Raw genomic sequence first — 24,006 nt, forward strand, 5'->3', positions numbered from 1 at the left:
GTCAGTTCCCCTTCCCTGGTAGTTGTGCGCGCGGTGGTCGGGCAGGTGGCCCGGTCACGACGCCGACGGTGTCGATCCGGGTCGGATCGACAGACGGCTTGACGGTCGCGGTGGACCCGAGCGACCCCTCGTTCGCCGTTACCGAGGTGACGACGCCGATCGGGACCCCCGGCACGTACGGCGCGTTGCCGCTGGAGCCCCAGGTGACGATCCGGTCGCCGACCTTCGGCCGCGCCTTCGGGTCGATCAGCTTGTAGTCGAGGGTGCCGCCGACCTCGCCGCGCCCGGAGACGAACCCGAGCGCCATCGACGCGTTCAGCCGGCCGCCCACGGTCGAGTTCCGGTCGCCGATCAGCAGCACGGTCGCGGTCCCCTGGGTGGTGCGCACCACCCGGCCGACCAGACCGGTGCCGTTCAGCACGGTCATGTCGGTGTGCACGCCGTCCGCCGTCCCAGCGTCGATCGTGACCGTGTGGCTGAACGTCTGCGCACTACCGATCCCGATCACCCGGGCCGGCGTCATCGTGTACGCCGGCGCGACCTTGAGCAGCTTGTCCAGCTCCTGGGCCCGGTTGCGGGCGTAGTCGGAGGTGGTCAGCTCCCGGGTCAGGTCCTCGTTGTCCTTCTTGAGTTTTTCGTTCTCTGCTTTCAACCTATCCATTTCCGCGAATCTGTCGCGGAGGTTGTCCACAGGCTGCCGGGCCGAGGTCGCGGTGGACTCGAGCGGGCCGAACACGCCGGCCGCGGCCTCCCGCAGCGGCTCGACCGGCGATCCGGCCGACCGGCGGGCGTCGAGCACGATCAGTGTGAAACAGGCCAGGATCACCAGCACCAGCACGGTCCGGCGGCGGCGCACGTCCCGCGGCGTACCGGCCGAACGCAGCGGGGTCTCCCCCGCCGACCGGAACGCGCTCCTGGTCGCCGGGGTACCGAGGTCTTTGAGCATCGCCTGCTACCTCAGCGCCGGTTGTCGGTGACCAGGATGCGGTTGAGGGTCTCGATGTTGTCGACGCACTTGCCGGCGCCCAGGACGACCGCGTCCAGCGGGTTCTCGGCGACGTGGATCGGGATGCCGGTCTCGTGCCGCAGCCGCTCGTCCATGCCCTTCAGCAGGGCGCCGCCGCCGGTCAGCACGATGCCGCGGTCGACGATGTCGCCGGCCAGCTCCGGCGGGGTCTTGTCCAGGGTGGCCTTGACCGCGTCGACGATCGCGGTGATCGGCTCCTCGATCGCCTGCCGCATGTCCGCCGACGACACCTTCACGGTCCGCGGCAGGCCGGAGATCATGTCGCGGCCGCGGATCTCGCTGTCCGGTCCGTCGGTGGTCGGGAACGCCGACCCGATCGTCATCTTGATCTGCTCCGAGGTGGCCTCGCCGAGCAGCAGCGAGAACTCCTTCTTGCAGTAGTTCACGATCGCTTTGTCGATGGCGTCGCCGGCCACCCGGATCGACTGGCTGGTGACGATGCCGCCGAACGAGATGACCGCGACCTCCGTCGTACCGCCGCCGATGTCGACGACCATGTTGCCGGTGGCGTCGCGGACCTCGAGGTTCGAGCCGAGCGCGGCGGCCATCGGCTCCTCGATGATGTACACCTTGCGGGCGCCGGCCATGTACCCGGCGTCGCGGACCGCGCGCTGCTCGACCGCGGTGATCCCGGACGGCACGCAGACCACGATCCGCGGCTTCGCGAAGTACCTCCGGCGGTGCACGCGCTGGATGAAGTACCGCAGCATCTGCTCGGCGGCGTCGAAGTCGGCGATCACGCCGTCCTTGAGCGGCCGGATCGCGGTGATGTTGCCCGGCGTACGGCCGATCATCTTCTTCGCCTCGTGCCCGAACGCGACCGCCTCGCGCGGCTCGTCCGTCCGGGTCGCGACCACGGACGGCTCGTTCAGCACGACGCCGCGGCCACGCACGTACACCAGGGTGTTCGCCGTCCCGAGATCGACCGCCATGTCGCGGCCCAGCATGCTGTTAGCCACCGCGGCACCTCCCAATCGACCCGCCTTCAGGCTAAGCGCCGCCCGCGCACAGCCCGTGGACCGACACGACCGGTCCGCCCAGGACAGATCGTATCGGTCCATTCACCTGCAGTCCGCAACGGCCTGCAACTACAGCGATCCGGCGGCCTTCTCCAGATCGTCGACAGTGCCGGACATGATCGCGCGAACATGCGCGGTGAGGTGCTCGAGCGGCCAGTCCCACCAGGAGATCGCGAGCAGCCGGTCCACGTCCGCGTCGGCGTACCGGCGGCGGATGAGCTTGGCCGGATTGCCGCCGGCGACGCCGTAGTCGGGGATGTCGCTGGTCACGACCGAGCCGGACGCGACGATCGCGCCGTGACCGATCCGGACGCCGGGCATCACGAGCGTCCGGTATCCGAGCCAGACGTCGTGCCCGATCACGGTGTCGCCGCGTCCGGGCAGACCCGTGATCAGGTCGAAGTGCTCCGACCACGAGCCGCCCACGATCGGGAACGGGAACGTCGACGGGCCGTCCATGCGGTGGTTGGCGCCGTTCATGACGAACTTCACGCCTTCACCGAGCGCGCAGTACTTCCCGATGACCAGCTTCTCCGGACCGTAGTGATACAGCACGTTGCGAGTCTCGAACGCGGTCGGATCGTCAGGATCGTCGTAGTACGTGAACTCGCCGACCTCGATCAACGGCGACTTCACCAACGGCTTGAGCAGTACCACACTGCGTCGAGGCGGTGCTGCACCGGGCCGTAGATGCCCCCGGGGATCCGCTCGACCCGCCCGGTCTCGATCACGATGGCCGCCGCGAGAGGTTGCATGCTGGTCAGGGGAGGTCGGGGAACCAGATTTTGATTTCGCGCTCGGCGGACTCTTCGGAGTCGGAGCCGTGGACGAGGTTTTCGCGGTTGGACAGGGAGAGGTCGCCGCGGATGGTGCCGGGGGCGGCTTTGCGGCCGTCGGTGGCGCCGTTCAGGGCGCGGACGACCTCGATCGCCTCGTCGCCCTCGAGGACCATCGCGACCAGCGGACCGCTGGTGACGAAGTCGCGCAGCGGCGGGTAGAACGCCTTCTCGACGTGCTCGGCGTAGTGCTGGTCGGCCAGCTCGCCGTCGATCGTGCGCAGGTCCATGGCGACGATCCGGAGCCCCTTGACCTCGAACCGGCCCAGCACCTCACCGACCAGGCCACGGCGGACCGTGTCGGGCTTGAGCAGGACCAGGGTGCGCTGCGACATCTGTCAACTCTCTCTCGAAGTAGCCGGGGCGGATGAGCCTAACCGGTCTGTGCCTGGTGTGCCTTCTTGGCTTCCTCGATGCGGCGGCCGAGGACGATGGCGGCGACCCAGAAGGCCGCGAAGAAGACGCCGAGGACGAACATCACGGAGACGACGAAGCCGAGCCCGACCGCGCCGACCTGGACCACCGAACCGAGCACGTAGCCGGCCTGGAACCGGAGCAGCCCGGCCGAGACGATCGCGAGCGCCGCCAGGCCGAGACAGACCGGCACAGCGACAGCAGGACGGATGTCTGCGACCGAGATCATCACCGGCGTGACCAGGGCGAGCACGATCGACTCGAACGCGAGCACGATCGACGCGAGCGATCTCACTGCTCGCCCTTCCCCTTGCGGACCAGCAGCGCCCGCGCCTCGCCGGCGGTGATGACCGATCCGGTGATCAGTACGCCGCCACTGCCGAGCGCGACCGCGTTCTCCTCGGCGAGCCGGATCGCGTCGTCGATCGCGTCGATCAGGTGCGGGCGGACCAGGACGCGCTCCTCGCCGAACACCTCGGCGGCCAGCTGCCCCAGCTCCTCGGCCGGCATCGATCGCTCGACGAAGCTGTTCCGGGTGCAGACGACCGTTTCCATGATCGGCTCGTACGCTTCGAGGACGCCGTACACGTCCTTGTCCTTCATACAGCCCAGTACGCCGATCAGCGGCTGGAACTGGAACGCCTCCGAGACCGTGGCCGCGGTCGCCTCGGCGCCGTGCGGGTTGTGCGCGGCGTCGACGACGATCGTCGGGCTGTGCCGGACGACCTCCATCCGGCCGGGACTGGTGACCTGCTCGAAGCCGGCCTGCAGCAGTTCGGTGGTGACCCGGCCTTCGGTCTCCGCGCTGGCGCCGAGCAGGGCCTCGACCGCGGCGACCGCGGCGGCCGCGTTGTGCGCCTGGTACTCACCGTGCAGCGGGATGAACATGTCGTCGTACTCACCGCCGAGGCCCTTGATCGAGACGACCTGGCCGCCGACCGCGAGCGCGCGGCTGACGACGCCGAACTCGATCCCCTCGCGGGCGACCTGCGCACCCACCTCGGCGGCCTTGCGGAGCAGGACCTCGAAGACTTCCAGGCTCTGCTGCGCCATCACCGTCGTACCGCCGGGCTTGATGATGCCGGACTTCTCGCCCGCGATGGTGACCGGATCGGCGCCCAGCAGGTGCGCGTGGTCGACCGCGATCGGCGTGATCACCGACACCGTGCCGTCGGCGACGTTGGTGGAGTCCCAGCTTCCGCCGAGGCCGACCTCGATGATGGCGACGTCGACCGGGGCGTCCGCGAACACGGCGTACGCCATGCCGGTCATCACCTCGAAGAACGTCAGCGGGTGCTCCTGCTCGGCGTCGACGACGTCGAGGTACGGCGCGATCTCCTCGAACGCCTCGACGAAGCGCTCCTCGCTGATCGGTTCGCCGTCGAGCGTGATCCGCTCCCGGACCGACTCCAGGTGCGGGCTGGTGAACCGGCCGGTCCGCAGCCCGGCCTCGCGCAGCAGGGTGTCGATCATCCGCGCCGTGGACGTCTTGCCGTTGGTCCCTGTCAGGTGCACCACCGGGTAGGCCTTCTGGGGGTCGCCGAGCAGCTCGACGAGCCGCCGTACCCGCTCCAGGGTGGGCTCGATCTTGTGCTCCGGCCAACGCTGCTGGAGCCGTGCCGATACCTCGGCGAAGGAAAGGTCGCTCATCAGAACGCCCAGTCTAGGAGGGGGGTGTGGATAACCGGTCGGAGCACCCCTTGACAACCACTAACATTGTGCGCATGAGCCAGACGTCCCGTGTTCCAGACAAGCCCAGCCTCGACGGTCTCGAGGAGAAGTGGGCTGCCGTATGGAAGGAGCAGCAGACCTACGCCTTCGACCGCACCGCCGAGCGTGCCGATGTCTACTCCATCGACACGCCGCCGCCGACGGTCTCCGGGTCGCTGCACGTCGGGCACATCTTCAGCTACACCCACACCGATCTGGTCGCCCGCTACCAGCGAATGCGCGGCAAGAAGGTCTTCTACCCGATCGGCTGGGACGACAACGGCCTGCCCACCGAGCGCCGGGTCCAGAACTACTACGGCGTCAAGTGCGACCCCTCGCTGCCGTACGACGCGGACTTCACCCCGCCGGCCAAGCCTGACCCGAAGAAGCAGGTCCCGATCTCCCGGCAGAACTTCGTCGACCTGTGCGGTGAGCTCACGCATATCGACGAGCAGGCGTTCGAGGCGATGTGGCGGCAGGTCGGCCTGAGCGTCGACTGGTCGTACCTCTACACCACGATCTCCGAGGACTCCCGGCGTACGTCGCAGCGCGCGTTCCTGCGCAACTTCGCCCGCGGCGAGGCGTACCTGGCCGAGGCGCCCACGATGTGGGACGTCACGTTCCAGACCGCGGTCGCGCAGGCCGAGATGGAGCCCCGATCGTACGCAGGCGCCTATCACCGGATCTCCTTCCACGGCGCCGACGGCCCGATCTACATCGAGACCACCCGCCCGGAGCTGATCCCGGCCTGCGTCGCGCTGATCGCACACCCGGACGACGACCGCTACAAACCCTTGTTCGGTACGACGGTGACGTCGCCGCTGTTCGGGGTCGAGATCCCGGTCCTCGCACACCCGGCCGCCGAGATGGACAAGGGCGCCGGCATCGCGATGTGCTGTACCTTCGGCGACCAGACCGACATCCAGTGGTGGCGCGAGCTGCAGCTCCCGGTCCGTACGGTCATCGGCCGCGACGGCCGGCTGCTCCGTGACACCCCGGCGTGGCTCGAGGGTTCAGAGCTGTACGGCGAGCTGGCCGGCAAGACCGTGTTCAGCGCGCGCGAGCTGATCGTCGGCAAGCTGCGGGAGTCCGGCGACCTGGACGGCGAGCCGAAGAAGACCGAGCGGATGGCGAACTTCTACGAGAACGGCGACAAGCCGCTCGAGATCGTCGCCACCCGGCAGTGGTACATCACGAACGGCGGACGCGACGCCGGGCTCAAGCAGGAGTTCCTGGAGCTCGGTAACGAGCTCACCTGGGTCCCCGACCACATGCGCCACCGGTACCTGAACTGGGTCGAGGGGCTGAACGGCGACTGGCTGATCTCCCGCCAGCGGTACTTCGGTGTCCCGTTCCCGGTCTGGTATCCGCTGGACCACGACGGGGAGCCGGACTACGAGCACCCGCTGATGCCGTCCGAGGCCGAACTCCCGATCGACCCGACCTCGCAGGCGCCGCGCGGTTACGACGAGGCGCAGCGCGGCAAGCCGGGTGGTTTCGAGGCAGATCCGGATGTCATGGACACCTGGGCCACGTCGTCGCTGACGCCGCAGATCGCATGCGGCTGGGAGCGGGACGCGGACCTGTTCGAGCGGACCTTCCCGACGGACCTCGCCACGCAGGCGCACGACATCATCCGGACCTGGCTGTTCAGCCGGGTCGTGCGCGCGCAGTTCGAGAACGGCGTGCTGCCTTGGCGGGTGGCGATGATCTCTGGCTTCATCGTCGACCCGGACCGCAAGAAGATGTCCAAGTCCAAGGGCAACGCGGTGCTGCCGACCGAGGTCCTGGAGAAGTTCGGGTCGGACGCGGTGCGCTGGCGGGCCGCGATGGCGCGGCCGGGGCTGGACTCGCCGTTCGACGAGTCGCAGATGAAGGTCGGGCGCCGGCTCGCGATCAAGGTCCTGAACGCGTCGAAGTTCGTTCTCGGGTTCGGGGCGACCACGGTCGACCCGGCTTTGGTCACCGAGCCGGTCGACCTGGCGATGCTGCAGCGGCTGCGGGCGGTCGTCGCCGACGCCACGGCGGCCTTCGACCGGTACGACTACACCGGGGCGCTGGAGATCAGCGAGCGGTTCTTCTGGACGTTCTGCGACGACTACGTCGAGCTGGTCAAGGAGCGTGCGTACGGCGGTCAGGGCGACGCCGCTGCTGCCTCGGCGAAGGCGGCACTCGCGGTGGCGTTGTCGGTGCAGCTCCGGTTGCTGGCGCCGTACCTGCCGTTCGCGACCGAAGAGGTCTGGTCGTGGTGGCAGGAGGGTTCGATCCACACGTCGTCGTGGCCGACGCCGGACGGCGACCTGGCCGTCGCCGCGCAGGAGCCCGAGGTGCTGGACGCGGTCTCCGAGGTCCTCGCGGGTATCCGCGGCGCGAAGTCCGAGGAGAAGGTGTCGATGAAGACCGAGGTCTCCAAGGTCGAGGTCACCGGGCCCGCCGCGCGACTGGCGCTCGCCGAGCTCGCCGAGCCGGATCTGCGCGCCGCCGGCCGGATCACCGGCGAGATCGTCTGGCACGCGGACGACTCCGACACGGTCAAGGTCGTCGCGACGCTCTGACGCCACAGAGGTGCCCGTCTCCTGTTGGGGAGGCGGGCACTTCTGCGTTCTGAGGTTCGACTACGGTTTGTCATGATGTGGAACCATCGGGACGAGCCGACCGCTGCACCCCGTGACCCTGACGTCCGAGGAGCCAATCGATGAGCGACCCCACCAACCCGGCAAATCCCAAGAACCAGGCCGACGACGCCGGCGCGGACACCACCGAACTGGCCCCCGTCCCCCCGGTCGCTCCGGCGACGGGTGCTCCGGCGACGGGTGCTGTGGCGACGGGTGCTGTGGCGACGGGTGTGGGTGAGCAGCCGAAGAAGAAGGGGTTGCGGCGGTTCAAGGTTCGTGGGCCTTGGGTGACTGTTAGCAGTGCGGTTGTTGTGCTGATCGTGCTGGCTGTGCTCGGGTATTTGTGGGGTCTCGGGCCGCTCAGCCGGCTGAACGCGGAGCGTGCGATCACCCCGCCCGCCAAGGTCGCGGGCCTCGACCGGATCACCGACCCGGAGATCCGCAGTCAGGCGCGGCTCGATCAGACCCGTGATGCGTTGAGCCGGATCAACGACGGCAAGAAGGTGATGGTCGAGGCGTACGGCAGCCTCGAGGGCGACCGGTTCTACGTCCTGATCGCACTCCGCGGCCGGGTCGACATCGACAAGGTCGTCGCGGACTCCGGTGCGAGCGCCGACAAGATCAAGAAGATCGGCAACTCCACCTGCATCGAGGCCGTCGGCAACCTCCCGACCCAGTGCTACCGCGGCTCCAACACCCTCACCGTCATAGCCCAGTCCGCCAACGAAGGCGTCGCAGTAGACCAGGTAGAACCCGTAGCCGAAGAAGCCTTCAAAGCCATGAGGTAGCGGCCGTACGCCGGCTCGTCACTCCATCCGCAGAGTGACCGGACCGGCATATTTGGCCGTGGGCGGTCGGCTTTGCGACTGTGGAGTGTGCCCAAAAGCCGCAGCCGGAAGAAGCCGAACAAGAACAGTCGCAGCAACCAGTCCCGTGGACGCCGCTCGGCGGAACGTGAGCTGGACGCGATGTATCGCGAGATCTTCGACAAGCTCGATCAGATCGCCCGCGGCGGAGATCCGCTCGACGCCGAGACGCTGGTCTCGATTCTGTGCGGCGATGGCTGGCAGACAGGAGATCTCGGCGGTGACGACCATGAGTCACTGGAGGCGGTTCTCGAGGCAGCGGGGTACCGGACGACAGCGGGTGGCGTGGCCCTGGCCCGTGCAGTTGTAGCGATGGCGCCGACTGCGGAGCTGGCGGCACGTGCGCAACGGCTGTCGGCCGACCTGATCGCCCGCGGTGCTCCCGAGCCGACCTGGTCAGCCGACCTCGATCAAGTGACCACAGTCGGCTGCTGGGCGCTACGCGACGTGTACGGCGACGGGGCCAGCGTGCTGTGTGCGTTCGAGCGGGCGGGACGTCGGCACGGCATATCGATCATGGTCGACTTCAACCATCTCGGCGGTTGGGCGAAGGACATTCTGCTCGCCGAGGACGTCGAAGACCTGCTCAAGTTGATGCGTCAGGGGGCGGAGGAGGCCGCTGGCACCATGTTCCTGGAAACGATGGATCCGGCCGCGGCGCGGAGGTTGCTCGAAGACGCTCTCGAGGCGACCGACAACACCTGGGAGCCCGAGGTTTCGTCCGATTTCGCCGAGCTGCGGGCCTTCGCGCTGTACCGCCTGACCGCCCTCCCCGAGCCACCCGAGCGAACTGAGCCCGTGGAGATCGACGAGGACGAACGAGCCGAGATCGTCAGAGAGTTCCTCGCCGCACCCGAAGCCGCGGACCTTCCGTCGACCGGCGACCCGGCGTACTGCGCGCGGCTGATCGTGGACTACGGCGCCGACTACGACGACGGCAAGCTGCTCCGGGTCAGCCCGGCCAAAACGGAGATCTTCCTGCTCGGCTGGCTGCCGAAGAAGGCCGTTCTCGAACCCGACGATCGGATGCTGCTGCCGGAGCTCGTGCCGGCGTGGATCCAATGGTCGGCTCGTCGCCAAGGCCTGCCATCCGCGGCACTCGAGGAGCTGCTCACCTTCACCGGGGCATGCCTCGGGCACTTCGACGAGGCGTACGACGACATCGCCAACGCCTCGCCCGGACGGGCGCTGCTGGAGGGGCTTGACCCGGCTGCCACCATCGACGACCTACAGGACGCGCTCGACCGGAGAACGTTCGCGATGCCCTACGTCGGCACCCGCATCGGAGACGAGGACTTCCCGCGGCTGGATCCGAACGACCCGGACGAACGTGGGCTGCTGATCCAGGGCGAGCATCCCGAGTATCACGAGGCGCTCGCTGATCCGGCATTCGACGGCGAGATCGACGGAGTGAATCCCCGCCTGCACCTAGTGATGCACGAGATCGTCGCGAATCAACTGTGGGACAACGATCCGCCGGAAGTCTGGGCCGCGGCCCGCAGACTGCTCGACGCGGGTCACGACCGTCACGACATCCTGCACGCCATCGGTCACGTGCTCATGCCCCTCACGCACGCCTCTCTCACCCGCCGGGAGCCTTTCGACCTCGCCCGCTACCGAGCGGAGCTGAACGAGCTCGGCGACTGAGGCACCACAAGACAACCAGATTTGGTATGTTCATTGCTGAACATACCGCGTGTGGTTGTATCTGGGAAAGGACGCGATGGATCACTTCTACGGCCGAGCTCGCGAACTCGACGCGCTCAGCCGGCTCCTACAACGTGTTGAGCACCGTGGACGGACAGGGCGTCCGGGCAGGGCAGCGCTCATCCGTGGCCGGCGGAGGGTGGGGAAGTCACGCCTCGTCGAAGAATTCATCGAGCGCTCAGGACTACCAAGCCTCTTTTTCACGGCATCAGCGCAATCGAACACAGCCACCGACCTGCGGCTTTTTGTCGAGGCAGGAGCCACCTCGACGCTGCCAGAGGCGGCGCTCTTCGCCGGCCAAACGCCACAAGACTGGGATGCCGCATTGCAACTGCTGTCGGCGGCTCTGCCAGCTGACCAGCCCAGCATCGTTGTCATAGACGAAATGCCATACCTGATCGCCAACGACCCCGGGTTCGAGGGCACTCTCCAGAAGGTCTACGACCGGGAGCTCTCCCGAAGGCCGGTACTGCTCCTCTGCGTGGGGTCGGATCTCGCGATGATGGAGCGCCTGAACCAGTACGACCGTCCGTTCCACCAGCGCGGCACGGAACTGCTGGTGCCGCCGCTGAACCCTGCTGATGTCGCCGACATGCTCGGCCTCGAAGCGCCCGAGGCGTTCGACGCCTACCTCGTCTCGGGAGGCTTACCACTGGTGCTCGAGAACTGGCCCGCGGGCGGCAGCACCTTCGACTACTTAGCGGAGGCGGTTGCCGATCCGACCTCCGCACTGATCGTCAGCGGGGAACGCTCCCTGGCGGCCGAATTCCCTGCCGATGCACAGGCCCGGCTGGTTCTCTCGGCCATCGGTTCGGGCGAACGCACGCATACACTCATCGGCCGGGCCGCAGGAGGCCTGGCTGCGAGCACCCTCAACCGGGCGCTCCACCTACTTGGCGCCAAGCGGATCGTCGAGGCGGCGACACCGTTGTCCACTCGTCCTTCCAAAGAGACCCGCTACTACATCGCCGACCCGCACCTACGGTTCTGGCTCGCGTTTCTGGGCCCATACCTCGCCGAAGTCGACCGTGGGCGTGGAGACCTCACTTTGGCTCGTATCCGGAAGTCCTGGCCATCGTGGCGCGGTCGCGCAATCGAACCTGTGGTTCGCGAGTCACTCTTCCGTCTCCGCGACGGCGGACTCCCCGACGGCACAGGCGCGGTCGGCGGGTACTGGACAAGGACGAACGACCCCGAGATCGACCTGGTGGCCGCGGACCGCGGCCCGACAGCGACGAGAATCTTAGCCGTGGGGTCGATCAAGTGGCTGGAGAGGAAGGCATTCGACGTACACGACCTCGGCCGCCTACTTCTTCACAGGTCGCAGCTTCCGGGCGCCGATGACACCACACCGATGGTCGCTGTCGCCCGTGCGGGCGTTGCGGTGGACGGGGTGCAGGCCGTGGGTCCTGAACAGCTCGTGACTGCTTGGCGCTAGTCGCGGGACCCTTCAGGTGAGTAGGCCGGCTATGAGGATCATGACGGGGATTGAGAGCAGGGTGCTGAGGAGGACTGCGCTGCGGGCTAGGGTTCGGCTGGCTCGGTAGTGGACGGCGTAGACGTAGACGTTTTGGGCTGTGGGTAGGGCGGCTAGGAGGGTTGGGGCTAGTAGGGCCGTGCCGTGTAGGTCCAGGGCCCAGCGGGCGATCGCGTAGGCCGCCAGTGGTTGTACGACGGTTTTCAGTGCAACGGCTAGTAAGACGTCCCGCCGTACGGTGATCGAGTCCTTGGTGCCCGCACTCAAGCTGAGGCCGTACGCCACCAGTGCGACCGGGACCGCCGCCGCCGCGACCAGGTCGATCGGCCGCATCACCACGTCTGGCAACCGCACGCCGAGCACCGACACCAGCAGTCCGAGCAGCGACGCCACCGTCAACGGGTTGCGGAACGGCCGGGTGGCCACGGTCCGCAGCGACACCCGCCGACCGCTCCCCTGCCGGTCACCGTCCAGTACGGCGAACGCGACCGGCGCCATGATCAGCACCTGGAACAACACGATTGGCGCCACCAACGCACCGTCGCCCAGCACGTACGCCGCCACCGGTACGCCGAGATTGCCCGCGTTCACGTACGACGACGCGAGCACACCGATCGTTGCCTGGGACCGTGTCCGCCGCCAGATCACCGCGGCGATCAACAGGAACAGCGCCTGCACCACGAACAGGCTGACCAGGTTGGTGACGAGCACCACCGAGAAGATCGCCCGCAGGTCCGCGCGCGCGACGGTAGTGAACAACAGTGCCGGGGTCGCCACGAAGAACGCCAGCCGGGACAGGACGAGTTCGTCCTGCTTCTTCAGTACGCCGAAGACGCCGACGACGTACCCGAGCACGGCCACAGCGACCAGTGCGCCGAAGGCACCGACGACGGCGGACATATGTCAGCTACTCAGCGGGGTGGACACGCCATCGATCGTAGGGGAAAGCGCTGTCCGTGACGCTGCGATGCTCAGGAGCTGGATGGTGACGTGCGGCACCTGGTGATGATGCCGGCGATGACTGCCCGGAAGTGTTCCCGATCGGCATCGCTGAGGTGCCCGATCAGCTCGTTCAGGGCCTCGCCGACGTCGGCGTGGAAGGCGATTGCGGCGCGGCGACCGGAGTCGGTCAACGTGACCTGCACGGCGCGCCGATCGCCAGGGACCGGTGAGCGCTCGGCGAGGCCGCGCTTCTCTGCGCGGTCCATCAGACCGGTGAGCGCCGCCTTCTCGACCCCGAAGCACTGCGCGAGCTCCGCCATACCCCTGGGTCCGTCGAGCAGGACGCACAGCAGCTTCGCCTGGACAGGTGTCAGGTCGTGCCGCTCGGAGATGCCCGCGTAGAGGCCCTGAACCATTCCGCTGACCTGCAGCAGTCCGGCACCGGCATCCAGCTCCGCTGGGTCCACGCCGGCACCGTGGACGTGCGCGAACCGCCCGCCGCGGAAGCGAGCGCGTTCCGGGGTCGTCTCCGTCTCGCTCACCCTGTTCACGGTACATGGCCTGTATAGTTAACATCGCATACTATAAATGCCATTAACTATCGAGCAGAGGAGATCCGATGTCGTTCAGCGCAGCGGAGATCGCCTATCTGCGGTCCCAGCCCCTGGGCCGCCTCGCCACCGTCGCGGGCGACGGTCAGCCGGACGCCGTCCCGGTCGGTTTCGAGTACGACGGGACGCACCTGTACATCGGCGGGGTCGACCCGGTCCGCACCCGCAAGTACCGCAACGTCCACGACGGGCAGACCAAGGTGGCGTTCGTCGTCGACGACCTCGTGTCCACGCGCCCATGGGTCCCGCGCTACCTGCGGATCTACGGCGAGGCGGAACTCGTCGAACGCGACGGCCAGTTCGGTACGTCGGCGTACCTGCGGATCACGCCGACCGTGTCCTGGAGCTTCAACCTCGAAGGCCGCCCGTTCACTCACGACGCGAAGGTCTCCACGACGCGCACCGTGCACGCGCGCGAGGCGGTGACGAGCCGATGAGCTTCGACACCCGGGCCGGGACCCGCGGCGCCCGGCAGCCGAAAGGCCGCCTGCTGCGCTGGATGAACACCTTGATGGCCCGACGGATCGGGCGGCGCGGCGGCGGCAAGTTCATGGGCTTCGACGCGCTCGTACTGCGGACGGTCGGGCGGAAGTCCGGCGTGGAGCGGACGACCCCGGTCGGCTGGTTCGCGGCGCCCGACGGCAGCCGGTTGATCGTCGCTTCCGCGGCCGGCGCGCCTGGCAACCCGGCCTGGTACTACAACCTCGCGGCCAATCCCGACAAGGTTCGGATCGACCTCGACGGCCGGACGATCGACGTCCGCGCGGAGCAGTTGCACGGACCGGAGCGGGACGAGGCGTGGAAGCTGATCACCACGGCATCCCCGCGGTTCGCGGAGTACCAGGTGAAGACCGACCGTGAGCTGCCGGTGATCCGGCTGGTAGAGCGGAGCTGAACTGTCACCTGGAAGATGCTGACAAGTCAGAGCGAGGTCTAGAAAGATTCCACCGCCTGCTCCGAGGATGGGCGGTATGACTACTTCCGCTCGAGTGTTCAAGGCCGCCCTCGGCACGGCCGCGGTGTTCGGCGTCCTGGCGACCGGGTTGTCGACCGCCGGCGCCGCACCGGCGCGCGAACAAGTGCAGGGCCTGCCGATCGGGGACGCCGACCTGGCCGAGACCCGGACCGTCCAGACGCTGGCGCGCGGCGTCACGCTGACCCGGATCGTCCGCGGCACCGACCCGGCGCCGGCCGACCAGATCAACACCACGCCGCGCGGTCCGTGGGTCGTCAACGTGCTCACGATCGACCCGCGGACCGCCGACGGCCACCTGAAGGCGACGTACGGCCCGGACCTGGCCCGCGTCGAGAAGACCTCGGACCTGGTGAAGTCGTCCGGTGCGCTGGCCGGCGTGAACGCGTCGTTCTTCACCTTCACCGCGAACCCGCAGTACCCGGGCGACCCGGTCGGGCTCGGCCTCTTCGACGGCAAGCTGCTCAGCGAGCCGCTCGCCGACCCGACCGAGGCCAACCTCGTGATCGATGCCAAGAGCAACAGAGTGGTCACCGGCCACCTGCGCTGGACCGGCGCCGTGCACAACCGCTTCACCGGCGCCGAGCTCCCGCTCGAGTTCCTCAACCACCCGCCGGTGATCCCGACCGCCTGCGCGACGCTCGCCGACCAGACCACGTGCACGGTGCCGGGTGACGTCGTCCGATTCACGCCCGAGTTCGCCGCCGCGACTCCGGCCGGCGCCGGCGTCGAGGTCGTCCTCGACCGCCGCGGTTGTGTCGTCCGTACGTCGACCACGCGCGGTACGGCGCTCAGCCCGAGCCAGACCTCGTTGCAGGCGACCGGTCAGGACACCGTCGCGCTCCTCAAGCTGGCGAAGGGCTGCCTGCGCACGGACCTCGCGGTATCGGACGAGAACGGCCGCAAGGTCCCGTTGCGCAGCGGCCTGTACGGCGTGACCGGTCGCTACCAGCTGACGAAGAACGGCGAAATCGTCGTACCGGACGGCACCGGCAGCTTCTTCGACCGCAACCCGCGCACCATCGCCGGCACGACCCGCGGCGGCAAGATCGTCCTCGCCACCATCGACGGCCGTCAGACCACGAGCGTCGGCACGACGATGGACGAGACCGCCGCCGTCGCCAAGGCGCTCGGCCTGTCCGACGCCCTCAACCTCGACGGCGGCGGCTCCACCGCGATGGCCCTCGGCGACGGCACCGTCGTCAACCACCCCAGCAACACCGGCGGCGCCGAACGCGCAGTCGGCGACGCAGTCGTCTTCGTCCCGGGCCGGTGATCCGGTAGTACGTTGAAGTATGCGACTGCTGCTGTGGGCTGCCGTGCTGGTGAGCACGGCAGCCTGCGGCGGCGATCAGTCGGGGAAGGAGCCGGCCGTGACCGCACCGGACAGCATCACAGTCACCAGTACGGCGTTCCGCGACGGTGAGGCGATCCCGCGCAAGTACACGTGCGACGGCGAAGGCGTGCCGCCGCCGCTCGCCTGGACAGACATCCCCGCGAACGCCAGAGCTCTGGCCGTGGTCGTCGACGATCCCGACGCACCCCGCGGCACTTTCACGCACTGGATCCTGCTGGACCTCGAGCCGGCCCCCGCACAGCTGACGGAAGGCGGCGTGCTGCCAGGCGTGAAACAAGCGAAGAACTCCGGCGGCAAGAACGGGTACTACGGGCCCTGCCCGCCGAGCGGCACGCACCACTACCGCTTCACCGTCTACGCGCTGTCCGGGCCGACCGGCCTCTTCGACGGCGCCGGCCTCGACGAAGCACTGAAGGCGATCGATGCCAAGACCATCGCCCGCGGCCGGATCACCGCCCTGTACTCCCGCTGAGCTTGTGTGACTCAAGTCACACGGGACGAGCCATTGACGTTCTGACTACGTAGACAGAATCTGACTGCGTAGTCAGAAACCGTCAGAAGCAGGGCAGAAACATCCCGAGATGAGGCCCGATGACCGTGGCGAAACGGAGCTCCGAGGATGGTCGGGCGCGCCGTCGTCCCGGGAGTACGGACGTCGCCCGGCTGGCCGGTGTGTCGCAGAAGACGGTGTCCCGGGTCATCAACGGCGAGCCGTACGTCAAGGAGGAGGTCCGGCTCCGGGTCCAGGCCGCGATGCGGGAGCTCGGGTACCGCCGCAACGACGCCGCGCGAGCGCTGAACTCCGGCCGCACGCAACGGATCGGGGTCGTCTGTCTCGGTACGGCGCTCTTCGGTCCGGCGACGCAGTTGGTGGCGATCGAACGCGCCCTCCGCACCACCGGCTACTCGGTCAGCATCGTCAACACCCTCGAAGGCGACACGGTCGCCGACGCGATCGAGCACCTCCTCGTGCAGGGGGTGGACGGCATCATCCTGTCCGAACCGATCGACGAGGGCAGCGACGCCCGCCCGATCGACGTCGACCTCCCGGTGCTGAGTTTCGGCCGGCTCCCAGGTCTCACCGCGAAGCCGAGCCTGGACACCGGCGGCGACAACGTGGAGGCCGGCCGGACCGCGACCGAGCATCTGCTCGGTCTCGGGCACCGGACGGTCTGGCACGTCGCCGGCCCGCATCGCTGGTGGGCCGCCCGGGAACGGATGGCCGGTTGGAGACAGGCCCTCGCCGATGCCGGTGCCCCGGAACCACCTGTACTGGAAGGCGATTGGCTCCCCGCGTCCGGCTACACGGCTGGTCAGCAGCTGGCAGCCGACGATGACGTCACCGCGATCTTCGTCGCCAACGACGACATGGCCATCGGCGTCCTGCGCGCGCTGACCGAGGCGGGCCGATCGGTCCCCGACGACGTCAGCATCGTCGGATTCGACGACATTCCGACGGCGGCGTTCCTGACTCCCCCGCTGACCACCGTCCCTCAGGACTTCGACCTCCATGTCGCCCGCGGGATCGCGAACCTCGTCAAGGAGATCGAATCACCTACCGGCGATCGGTCTCCCGCGCCGGAGCGACCATCGCTTCGGCTGGTCATCCGCCACTCCACCGCCGCTCCACCCGAGCGGCACCGCTGAACGCACACGTCCGCCCTGATGGGCGGTCCGCACCGGCCGGCCGAGGCCGCGATCCCGGGTGAAGTCTGCTCAGATCCCAAGGAGTTGTTCCACGTGTTCCGTTTCCAACGCACATCCCTGCGGCGCCGAGTCGCGCTAGCCGCAGCGCTCGTCCTGAGCGGCAGTCTCGCCCTGGCCGCCTGCGGCGGTGGCGGTGACAGCTCCAGCGGCCAGCCCGCGGCCAAGACCGTCAGCCAGGCCGACATCGACAAGGCCATGTCCACACCCACCGAGCTGACCTTCTGGACCTGGGTGCCGAACATCCGGAAGGAAGTCGACCTGTTCCAGAAGAAGTACCCCGCGATCAAGGTGAAGGTGGTCAACGCCGGTCAGGGCGGACCGCAGTACACCAAGCTGCGCACGGCCCTGAAGGCCAAGGCCGGCTTCCCGGACGCCGTTCAGATCGAGTTCCAGTACATCCCGACGTTCTCGCTCACCAAGAGCCTGATGGACCTGCGCCCGTACGGCGCCGAGGCGCTGAAGGACAAGTTCGTCGGGTGGACCTGGCAGCAGGTGGTCGGCTCCAACGGCGAGGTCTGGGCGATCCCGCAGGACAGCGGACCGATGGGGATGCTGTACCGCAAGGACATCTTCGACAAGTACGGCATCGCCGTACCCAAGACGTGGGACGAGTTCGCCGCGGCGGCCCGCAAGTTGCACGCCGCGGATCCGAAGGTCTACCTGACGAACCTCGCGCAGAGCCAGGCCGGCGTGTGGTTCGGCCTGCTCTGGCAGGCAGGCGTGAAGCCGTTCGAGAACACCGGTGCCGACTCGGTCAAGGTCGATCTGAACGGCGCGGAGTCCAAGAAGGTCGCCGACTACTGGAGCGGACTGATCAAGGACGGCTCGGTCTCGACCGACGCCGACTTCAACGACCAGTGGTACCAGGCGCTGAACCGCGGCAAGTACGCCACCTGGATCACCGCGGCCTGGGGCCCGGTCTTCCTCGAAGGCAGCGCGAAAGCGACCAGCGGCAAGTGGCGCGCGGCACCGCTACCGCAGTGGGAGGCGGGCAAGAACGTCTCCGGCAACTGGGGCGGCTCCACGACCGCGGTCGTGCAGGGGACGAAGAACCCGATCGCGGCGGCGAAGCTGGCCGAGTTCATCAACACCGATCCCGAGTCGACGAAGATGTTCGCGACCCAGCAGTTCCTCTTCCCGGTGACGAAGTCCCTGCTGGCCGACAGCTCGTTCGTCGACCGCCCGCTGCCCTTCTACGGCGGCCAGACGGTGAACAAGCTGTTCGCCGGGATCAGCGACACCGTGGACACGAAGTTCCAGTGGCCGCCGTTCCTCGACCAGGCCTACAGCGACTGGGGCGAGACCGTCGGCAAGTCGTTCGCGAACAAGAGCGACACCAGCGCCGCACTCGACCAGTGGCAGGACCGGACCACGAAGTACGCGAAGAACCAGGGCTTCAAGGTCGGGCAATGAGCGTCAACACGACCGATCGGCTCGGCGCGCGGGCGCCGAGCCGAGCCGAGGTACGCCGGCGCGCCCGTGGCGTGAGCCACGCCCGTACCGGCTACCTCTTCGTCGCGCCGTTCATGCTGGTCTTCCTGGGCCTGCTGGTGTTGCCGCTGGCGTACGCGGCGTACCTGAGCCTGTTCCAGGAGCGGCTGATCGGCGGCACCGTGTTCGCGGGGCTCGGCAACTACACCCGGGCGCTCACGGATCCGCGGTTGCTGGACGGAGTCGGCCGGGTCGGGCTGTTCTTCCTGATCCAGGTGCCGATCATGCTCGCGATCGCGTTGTTCGCGGCGCTGGCCATCGACAGCGGGCTGCTCCGGGTGGCGAAGGGCTTCCGGCTCGGCATCTTCCTGCCGTACGCCGTCCCGGCCGTGGTCGCCACCCTGATGTGGGGCTACCTCTACGGCCAGGACTTCGGTCTGTTCGCCCAACTGGCCGACAAGCTGAGCATGTCGCCGCCGAAGTTCCTCAGCAGCGACTGGATGCTCGGTTCCATCGCGAACATCGTCACCTGGGAGTTCACCGGCTACAACATGATCATCCTGTACGCCGCTCTGCGGGCCGTGCCGCACGATCTGTACGAGGCCGCCGCGGTGGACGGCGCCGGGGCGATCCGGACGGCGTGGAGCATCAAGATCCCGGCGCTCCGGCCGGCCCTGCTGGTCTGCGTGATCTTCTCGGTCATCGGCAGCTTCCAGCTGTTCAGCGAGCCACAGCTGATGCAGCGGCTCGCGCCCAGCGTCATCGACGGCGGCTACACACCGAATCTCTACGGGTACACCCTGGCCTTCACGGGTCAGGAGGTGAACTACGCCGCGACGGTGTCGTTCCTGCTCGGCGCCGTCATCGTCGTCGTGTCGTACGCCGTTCTGTTCGTCACGACCCGAAGGAGCCGGTCATGAGAGAACGCCGCAGCAGCGTGCTGACCATCTGCATGGTGGCATTGCTGATCTACTTCCTGCTGCCGTTGTTCTGGTTGTTCGTGGCCTCGACCAAGACAGTGGGCAATTTGTTCTCGAGCTTCGGCCTGTGGTTCGCCGACGACTTCTCGCTGTGGTCCAACATCCGCGCCACCGTGACGAACGGCGATTGGGTGTTTTCCCGCTGGATGGCCAACACCGTCTTCTACTCGGTGGTCAGCGCGGGCGGGGCGGCGTTCCTGTGTGCGCTCGCCGGGTACGGCTTCGCCAAGTACCGGTTCCGGGGGAACGCCGCGATGTCCGGGCTCGTGCTCGGTGCGATCATGGTGCCGACCACGGCCCTCGCGATCCCGACGTACCTGCTGTTCAGCAAGGCGGGGCTGGTGAACACGCCGTGGGCCATCATCCTGCCGTCACTGGTCAGCCCGTTCGGCCTGTTCCTGATGCGCATCTATGCCCAGGACGCGGTTCCGGACGGGATCATCGAGGCCGCCCGGATCGACGGCGCGGGTGAGTTCCGGATCTTCTTCCAGGTCGCGGCCCGGATGCTTGCCCCGGGCATCGTCACGGTGGTGCTGTTCACGCTGGTCGCGACCTGGAACAACTACTTCCTGCCGCTCATCATGCTCAACAACCCCGACCTGTACCCGGTCACGGTTGGGCTCGCGCAGTGGTCGTCTCAGGCCGGCGCCGGCGGCGGGACGACCGGTGCCGTGCTGTCCCTGGTGATCACCGGTTCGTTCCTGTCGGTGATCCCACTGATCGCTGCGTTCCTGCTGCTGCAGCGGTACTGGCAGTCGGGGCTGGCCTCCGGCGGCATCAAAGCCTGATTCCCTTCTGAGCTTGGAGAAACTACTGTGCACGAACGTGTGCTTTTCGGAGCTGCGTACTATCACGAATATCAACCCAACGACCGGCTCGAGCTCGATCTCGACCTGATGGCCGAGGCGCGATTCTCGGTGATCCGCGTGGGCGAGTCGGTGTGGTCGACGTGGGAGCCGGAGAACGGGCGGTTCGACCTGGACTGGCTGCAGCCCGTTCTCGACGGCGCGCACTCCCGCGGTATCGCGGTGCTGCTCGGCACCCCGACGTACGCCGTCCCGCCGTGGCTGGCCCGGCTGTACCCGGAGATCACCGGCGAGCGTAAGACGGGTCAGCGGATCGGGTGGGGCGCGCGGCAGGAGGTGGACTTCACTCACCCCGGCTTCCGCTTCCACGCCGAGCGGGTGATCCGCAAGATCGTGGAGCGGTACGCCGATCACCCGGCCGTGATCGGGTTCCAGGTCGACAACGAGCCGGGGAACGAGCTTCTCCACAATCACGGGGTGTTCCAGCGGTTCGTGGACAGCCTGCGGCACACGTACGGCGACGTACAGACGCTCAACGATGCCTGGGGCCTGGTGTACTGGTCCCATCGCCTGTCGGACTGGGCGGACCTGTGGACGCCGGACGGCAACGTGCAGCCGCAGTACGACGTCGCGTGGCGGAAGTTCCAGGCCGAGCAGACCACCGACTTCATCGGGTGGCAGGCCGACATCGTCCGCGAGTACGCGCGCCCGGACCAGTTCGTCACCACCTGCATCTCGTACGGGCGCCCCGCGGCGGCCGACGACGAGCTGGTACGGCGTCTCGACGTGACGGCCGGCAACCCGTACTACGCGATGCAGGACGGCCTGCTCCATCCACAGACCGGACAGGCATCGCAGAGCTGGACCACCAACGGCACGTGGGCGCTGTACCAAAGCGCGGACCGCATGTACTCGTCGCAGCAACGGCCGTTCCTCGTCACCGAGACGAACGCGCAGTCCATCGGCTATCCGTGGGACAACCGGCCCGCGTACGACGGCCAGTGGCGCCAAGCCGCCTGGGCGCTCGTCTCGCGTGGAGCCACGATGATCGAGTACTGGCACTGGCACACCCTGCACTTCGGCGCCGAGACCTACTGGGGTGGAGTGCTGCCGCACAACGGACTGCCGGGCCGGACCTACCGCGAGATCGCCCGTCTCGGTGCGGAACTGGAGACCGCCGGGTCACTGGTGACAGGTCTCACGCCGGACAGCGACGTGACGATGCTCTACTCGCTGCCGAGCAAGTGGCTCATGGAGAAGTACCCGCCGCTCTCGCACGAGGACGGCAGCCCGGACTACCAGTCGTACCACGGCCTCTTCGATCCCTTCTACCGTGGAGCTTTCGACGCCGGGCTGCAGGTACGCATCCTGCACGTCAGTCAGTTCACCGGCTCGGTCGGCGAGCACCCAGTGCTCGTCGTACCAGGGCTGTACCTTGCGGACGACGAACTGCTGAGCCGTCTGCTGGCCTACGCTGCGGCCGGCGGTCATCTGGTCGTCGGTCCCCGGACTGGTTATGCGGACCACGAGGCGCGGGCTCGTACGGCGACGATGCCGGCCGGGCTCGCTGACGCGGCCGGTGTCCGGTACGACGAGTACAGTAACGTCGGCGCGGAGCTGCCGGTCCGGTCAGCAACCCTGAAGCTCGGTGACGACGCGGCCGCGACCCGGTGGGTCGACGGCATCCAGGTCGACGGTGCCGACGTGCTGGCGAGCTATGAGCACCCGCACTTCGGTCGATGGCCGGCGATCACCACGCGTGCCCACGGTGACGGCCGTATCACCTACGTCGGCACCGTCCCCAACGCGCCGTTGGCGACCGCCCTGCTCCGGTGGATCAAGCCAAGCCGTTGGCAGGACCTACCGAGCAGCGTGACGGTCACGTCCGCTACGGCCACGGACGGACGCCAGCTCCGGTTCGTGCACAACTGGTCGTGGGACAGCGTGAGCATCGATCTGCCGGACCCGGTCTACGACGTACTGGCCGACAGCTCGCCCGGGGACAAGCTCCACCTTGGGCCGTGGGACGTCCGCGTGCTGCTCGTTCAGTAGCCGTAGTTGCCGCCGTCCGACGACGAAGGAGCCTGGGTAGGGGCGGCGGCTGTGGTGGTTGCGGCGTGCCAGGTGAAATCTATGCCGGAGAAAGCATCGGCGAGGTTGTTGCCCTTGGCCTCACCCGCGGCGGTGTCGAGTTTGAAGGTGTAGAGCGGCTTGCCCTGGAAGGTGAGTTGGTCCGCGCCGGTGTCGGAGCGTTTCATGGTGGCCAGGCCGGACACCGACTTCGCGTCGGCGTCGGACCCGGTGGCGGGCATCCAGAAGCTCAGGCAGCTGTCGATGCACTTGATCGTGCCGCCGGCTTCCTGGTCGGCGAAGTACAGCGTCTTCCCGGAGGCGTCGACCAGCGTCTGGCCGACGCCGCTGACGTCCTTGACCGACACCGCGGCCGCCGCAGCGCCACCGGCGTCACCGGCGGGCCGGGCGTCGTCACCGCAGGCGGTCAGCGCGCCGAGCGCCGCCACCGTTGCTCCTAGCAACAAGATTGTCGTCTTCATCGAATCTCCTCTCGCTATTGACTACGCGAGATCCGGCCCGGCGGTTCAGTTGAACCTTTTACCGCCGTACTGCGTAGTTCCAGAGTGTGGATGACGACACGGTGATCCGCGCGCTGTACGACAAGTACCGGCGGCCGTTGTTCGGGTACGTGCTGCGTTCCGTGGGCGACCGGCAGTACGCCGAGGACATCGTGCAGGAGACGATGGCGCGCGCCTGGACGCATGCGGCCGACCTGGACCCGGACCGGGCCGGGCGCTGGCTGTTCACGGTCGCCCGCAACCTGGTGATCTCCGGCCGCCGTCGGCAGAGCGCGCGGGTGACGGAGGTACCGATCGAGGACCGCGAGTTCCCGGCCCTTACCGACGACATCGACCGCGTGCTGCAGGTCTGGCAGGTGATCGACGTACTGCGGGGTCTGAGCACGGACCACCGGCAGGTGATCGTCGAGCTGTTCTACCGCCGCCGCACCGTCAACGAGGCGGCCGTCGTCCTCGGCGTACCGCCGGGAACGGTGAAGTCGCGCAGCTACTACGCACTGCACGCGTTGCGCGCTGCCTTGGAGGAACGAGGGGTGACCGGCTCTTGACGTCCTCCCCGCCATAAATGGTGGGGATTCCAACCCAACTACGCGGAGGTAGGGAGTTGAAGTTCACGCTTCTCGGCGCCCAGCACGTCAGGAGCTCCACGTGCGTTCACGGCCCGTCCGGCCGCGATGTTGACAGCAGCGTTCACGTCGGCGTTCGCGCTGTAACTGCAGGACCGGCAACGGAAGACGGCTTGGCTCTCGCGCCGGTCCCTCTCCCTTGCGTTCAGCCGGGCGATCGCGGCCCTGGTCTTGGCGCGGCGGTCACGCAACGCCTGCTGCTGGACGGTCTGCGACCCGGCCCGCAACCACTCGTTGTCCGCACGGGCCTCGGTCAACTGCCGCGCCTGCTCGACGTAGCGCGGTGGGCGACTCCTCCGTCCCACCGACCA

25 protein-coding genes are annotated in these 24,006 nt (G+C 67.9%); 14 read left to right on the forward strand and 11 right to left on the reverse strand.

The genetic code is table 11. The features are described 5' to 3' along the window. Window position 1: 1 nt before the first annotated feature. The 7 genes from mreC to ACLJOO_RS18880 all read right to left on the reverse strand — a co-directional run bounded on the left by mreC (window position 2) and on the right by ACLJOO_RS18880 (window position 4,946). Entirely contained in the window at window positions 2-946 is a 945-nt protein-coding gene (mreC, locus tag ACLJOO_RS18850; RefSeq protein WP_410788471.1) for a rod shape-determining protein MreC, read from the reverse strand. Between the two features lie 11 nt (window positions 947-957). Continuing rightward, the gene (locus tag ACLJOO_RS18855) at window positions 958-1,974 is read right to left on the reverse strand and encodes a rod shape-determining protein (protein ID WP_130383542.1); all 1,017 of its coding nucleotides are present in this window, start codon (window positions 1,972-1,974) and stop codon (window positions 958-960) included. A 141-nt stretch (window positions 1,975-2,115) separates the two neighbouring features. After that, entirely contained in the window at window positions 2,116-2,682 is a 567-nt protein-coding gene (locus ACLJOO_RS18860) for a CatB-related O-acetyltransferase (protein ID WP_410788472.1), read from the reverse strand. Beyond that, entirely contained in the window at window positions 2,679-2,801 is a 123-nt protein-coding gene (locus ACLJOO_RS18865; protein WP_410788473.1) for a hypothetical protein, read from the reverse strand. Before ACLJOO_RS18865 ends, ACLJOO_RS18860 begins: the two co-directional genes overlap by 4 nt. A 5-nt stretch (window positions 2,802-2,806) precedes the next feature. Continuing rightward, entirely contained in the window at window positions 2,807-3,217 is a 411-nt protein-coding gene (gene ndk, locus ACLJOO_RS18870) for a nucleoside-diphosphate kinase (RefSeq protein WP_410788474.1), read from the reverse strand. 38 nt (window positions 3,218-3,255) lie between these two features. Continuing rightward, window positions 3,256-3,591 carry a DUF4233 domain-containing protein gene (locus tag ACLJOO_RS18875; protein WP_410788475.1) on the reverse strand — a complete coding sequence of 112 codons (336 nt, stop codon included), beginning with the start codon at window positions 3,589-3,591 and terminating at the stop codon, window positions 3,256-3,258. Beyond that, window positions 3,588-4,946 (reverse strand): bifunctional folylpolyglutamate synthase/dihydrofolate synthase, encoded by a 1,359-nt coding sequence (locus ACLJOO_RS18880; RefSeq protein ID WP_410788476.1) that lies wholly within the window; start codon window positions 4,944-4,946, stop codon window positions 3,588-3,590. Before ACLJOO_RS18880 ends, ACLJOO_RS18875 begins: the two co-directional genes overlap by 4 nt. 74 nt (window positions 4,947-5,020) lie before the next feature. On the opposite strand from ACLJOO_RS18880, the gene valS reads away from it, so the two are divergent. From valS to ACLJOO_RS18900, 4 genes are all read left to right on the forward strand, one after another. Continuing rightward, window positions 5,021-7,561, forward strand: coding sequence for a valine--tRNA ligase (valS, locus tag ACLJOO_RS18885; protein WP_410788477.1), 2,541 nt, complete (start codon window positions 5,021-5,023; stop codon window positions 7,559-7,561). A 140-nt stretch (window positions 7,562-7,701) separates the two neighbouring features. Beyond that, the gene (locus ACLJOO_RS18890) at window positions 7,702-8,409 is read left to right on the forward strand and encodes a hypothetical protein (RefSeq protein ID WP_410788478.1); all 708 of its coding nucleotides are present in this window, start codon (window positions 7,702-7,704) and stop codon (window positions 8,407-8,409) included. An 87-nt stretch (window positions 8,410-8,496) separates the two neighbouring features. Continuing rightward, window positions 8,497-10,134 (forward strand): DUF1841 family protein, encoded by a 1,638-nt coding sequence (locus ACLJOO_RS18895; RefSeq protein WP_410788479.1) that lies wholly within the window; start codon window positions 8,497-8,499, stop codon window positions 10,132-10,134. A gap of 49 nt (window positions 10,135-10,183) precedes the next feature. After that, window positions 10,184-11,632: an ATP-binding protein gene (locus ACLJOO_RS18900; RefSeq protein ID WP_410788480.1), complete on the forward strand. Its 1,449-nt coding sequence runs from the start codon at window positions 10,184-10,186 to the stop codon at window positions 11,630-11,632. 12 nt (window positions 11,633-11,644) lie between these two features. Here the strand turns inward: ACLJOO_RS18900 and ACLJOO_RS18905 are convergent, their stop codons facing one another. Both ACLJOO_RS18905 and ACLJOO_RS18910 read right to left on the reverse strand, forming a co-directional pair. Then, window positions 11,645-12,571: an AEC family transporter gene (locus tag ACLJOO_RS18905; protein WP_410788481.1), complete on the reverse strand. Its 927-nt coding sequence runs from the start codon at window positions 12,569-12,571 to the stop codon at window positions 11,645-11,647. A gap of 71 nt (window positions 12,572-12,642) precedes the next feature. Then, complete coding sequence (locus ACLJOO_RS18910) at window positions 12,643-13,155, reverse strand: MarR family winged helix-turn-helix transcriptional regulator (protein WP_410788482.1); 513 nt, start codon at window positions 13,153-13,155, stop codon at window positions 12,643-12,645. Between the two features lie 77 nt (window positions 13,156-13,232). Between ACLJOO_RS18910 and ACLJOO_RS18915 the strand changes: the two genes are divergently transcribed. The 9 genes from ACLJOO_RS18915 (at window position 13,233) to ACLJOO_RS18955 (ending at window position 22,530) form a co-directional block, all read left to right on the forward strand. After that, complete coding sequence (locus tag ACLJOO_RS18915; protein ID WP_410788483.1) at window positions 13,233-13,661, forward strand: PPOX class F420-dependent oxidoreductase; 429 nt, start codon at window positions 13,233-13,235, stop codon at window positions 13,659-13,661. Next, the gene (locus tag ACLJOO_RS18920; RefSeq protein WP_410788484.1) at window positions 13,658-14,119 is read left to right on the forward strand and encodes a nitroreductase/quinone reductase family protein; all 462 of its coding nucleotides are present in this window, start codon (window positions 13,658-13,660) and stop codon (window positions 14,117-14,119) included. The genes ACLJOO_RS18915 and ACLJOO_RS18920 overlap by 4 nt, the downstream gene beginning before the upstream one ends. A 76-nt stretch (window positions 14,120-14,195) precedes the next feature. Then, window positions 14,196-15,473 carry a phosphodiester glycosidase family protein gene (locus tag ACLJOO_RS18925; protein ID WP_410788485.1) on the forward strand — a complete coding sequence of 426 codons (1,278 nt, stop codon included), beginning with the start codon at window positions 14,196-14,198 and terminating at the stop codon, window positions 15,471-15,473. Between the two features lie 19 nt (window positions 15,474-15,492). Next, window positions 15,493-16,026: a YbhB/YbcL family Raf kinase inhibitor-like protein gene (locus ACLJOO_RS18930; protein ID WP_410788486.1), complete on the forward strand. Its 534-nt coding sequence runs from the start codon at window positions 15,493-15,495 to the stop codon at window positions 16,024-16,026. Between the two features lie 119 nt (window positions 16,027-16,145). After that, the gene (locus tag ACLJOO_RS18935; RefSeq protein ID WP_410788487.1) at window positions 16,146-17,201 is read left to right on the forward strand and encodes a LacI family DNA-binding transcriptional regulator; all 1,056 of its coding nucleotides are present in this window, start codon (window positions 16,146-16,148) and stop codon (window positions 17,199-17,201) included. Window positions 17,202-17,294: 93 nt separating this feature from the next. Further along, window positions 17,295-18,674, forward strand: a complete 1,380-nt coding sequence (locus ACLJOO_RS18940) for an extracellular solute-binding protein (RefSeq protein WP_410788488.1) — start codon at window positions 17,295-17,297, stop codon at window positions 18,672-18,674. Continuing rightward, the gene (locus ACLJOO_RS18945) at window positions 18,671-19,612 is read left to right on the forward strand and encodes a carbohydrate ABC transporter permease (RefSeq protein WP_410788489.1); all 942 of its coding nucleotides are present in this window, start codon (window positions 18,671-18,673) and stop codon (window positions 19,610-19,612) included. The genes ACLJOO_RS18940 and ACLJOO_RS18945 overlap by 4 nt, the downstream gene beginning before the upstream one ends. Then, complete coding sequence (locus ACLJOO_RS18950; RefSeq protein WP_410788490.1) at window positions 19,609-20,460, forward strand: carbohydrate ABC transporter permease; 852 nt, start codon at window positions 19,609-19,611, stop codon at window positions 20,458-20,460. The genes ACLJOO_RS18945 and ACLJOO_RS18950 overlap by 4 nt, the downstream gene beginning before the upstream one ends. Before the next feature lie 39 nt (window positions 20,461-20,499). Next, complete coding sequence (locus ACLJOO_RS18955) at window positions 20,500-22,530, forward strand: beta-galactosidase (RefSeq protein ID WP_410788491.1); 2,031 nt, start codon at window positions 20,500-20,502, stop codon at window positions 22,528-22,530. On the opposite strand, the gene ACLJOO_RS18960 is transcribed toward ACLJOO_RS18955, so the two are convergent. Further along, the gene (locus ACLJOO_RS18960) at window positions 22,524-23,030 is read right to left on the reverse strand and encodes a hypothetical protein (RefSeq protein WP_410788492.1); all 507 of its coding nucleotides are present in this window, start codon (window positions 23,028-23,030) and stop codon (window positions 22,524-22,526) included. The two genes, ACLJOO_RS18955 and ACLJOO_RS18960, sit on opposite strands and share 7 nt — an antisense overlap. Window positions 23,031-23,116: 86 nt before the next feature. On the opposite strand from ACLJOO_RS18960, the gene ACLJOO_RS18965 reads away from it, so the two are divergent. Then, window positions 23,117-23,617 carry a sigma-70 family RNA polymerase sigma factor gene (locus ACLJOO_RS18965; RefSeq protein ID WP_327633215.1) on the forward strand — a complete coding sequence of 167 codons (501 nt, stop codon included), beginning with the start codon at window positions 23,117-23,119 and terminating at the stop codon, window positions 23,615-23,617. A 38-nt stretch (window positions 23,618-23,655) separates the two neighbouring features. Here the strand turns inward: ACLJOO_RS18965 and ACLJOO_RS18970 are convergent, their stop codons facing one another. Then, the gene (locus tag ACLJOO_RS18970; RefSeq protein ID WP_410788693.1) at window positions 23,656-24,000 is read right to left on the reverse strand and encodes a zinc ribbon domain-containing protein; all 345 of its coding nucleotides are present in this window, start codon (window positions 23,998-24,000) and stop codon (window positions 23,656-23,658) included. Between the last annotated feature and the right edge of the window lie 6 nt (window positions 24,001-24,006).

The sequence above is a fragment of the Kribbella sp. C-35 genome (assembly GCF_046549195.1).
Lineage (GTDB): Bacteria > Actinomycetota > Actinomycetes > Propionibacteriales > Kribbellaceae > Kribbella.

Coding starts and splice junctions, on each gene's coding strand:
- mreC (WP_410788471.1), bottom strand. CDS start 946: ATGCTCAAAGACCTCGGTACCCCGGCGACCAGGAGCGCGTTCCGGTCG.
- ACLJOO_RS18855 (WP_130383542.1), bottom strand. CDS start 1,974: ATGCTGGGCCGCGACATGGCGGTCGATCTCGGGACGGCGAACACCCTG.
- ACLJOO_RS18865 (WP_410788473.1), bottom strand. CDS start 2,801: ATGCAACCTCTCGCGGCGGCCATCGTGATCGAGACCGGGCGGGTCGAG.
- ndk (WP_410788474.1), bottom strand. CDS start 3,217: ATGTCGCAGCGCACCCTGGTCCTGCTCAAGCCCGACACGGTCCGCCGT.
- ACLJOO_RS18880 (WP_410788476.1), bottom strand. CDS start 4,946: ATGAGCGACCTTTCCTTCGCCGAGGTATCGGCACGGCTCCAGCAGCGT.
- valS (WP_410788477.1), top strand. CDS start 5,021: ATGAGCCAGACGTCCCGTGTTCCAGACAAGCCCAGCCTCGACGGTCTC.
- ACLJOO_RS18890 (WP_410788478.1), top strand. CDS start 7,702: ATGAGCGACCCCACCAACCCGGCAAATCCCAAGAACCAGGCCGACGAC.
- ACLJOO_RS18905 (WP_410788481.1), bottom strand. CDS start 12,571: ATGTCCGCCGTCGTCGGTGCCTTCGGCGCACTGGTCGCTGTGGCCGTG.
- ACLJOO_RS18915 (WP_410788483.1), top strand. CDS start 13,233: ATGTCGTTCAGCGCAGCGGAGATCGCCTATCTGCGGTCCCAGCCCCTG.
- ACLJOO_RS18920 (WP_410788484.1), top strand. CDS start 13,658: ATGAGCTTCGACACCCGGGCCGGGACCCGCGGCGCCCGGCAGCCGAAA.
- ACLJOO_RS18925 (WP_410788485.1), top strand. CDS start 14,196: ATGACTACTTCCGCTCGAGTGTTCAAGGCCGCCCTCGGCACGGCCGCG.
- ACLJOO_RS18930 (WP_410788486.1), top strand. CDS start 15,493: ATGCGACTGCTGCTGTGGGCTGCCGTGCTGGTGAGCACGGCAGCCTGC.
- ACLJOO_RS18935 (WP_410788487.1), top strand. CDS start 16,146: ATGACCGTGGCGAAACGGAGCTCCGAGGATGGTCGGGCGCGCCGTCGT.
- ACLJOO_RS18945 (WP_410788489.1), top strand. CDS start 18,671: ATGAGCGTCAACACGACCGATCGGCTCGGCGCGCGGGCGCCGAGCCGA.
- ACLJOO_RS18950 (WP_410788490.1), top strand. CDS start 19,609: ATGAGAGAACGCCGCAGCAGCGTGCTGACCATCTGCATGGTGGCATTG.
- ACLJOO_RS18960 (WP_410788492.1), bottom strand. CDS start 23,030: ATGAAGACGACAATCTTGTTGCTAGGAGCAACGGTGGCGGCGCTCGGC.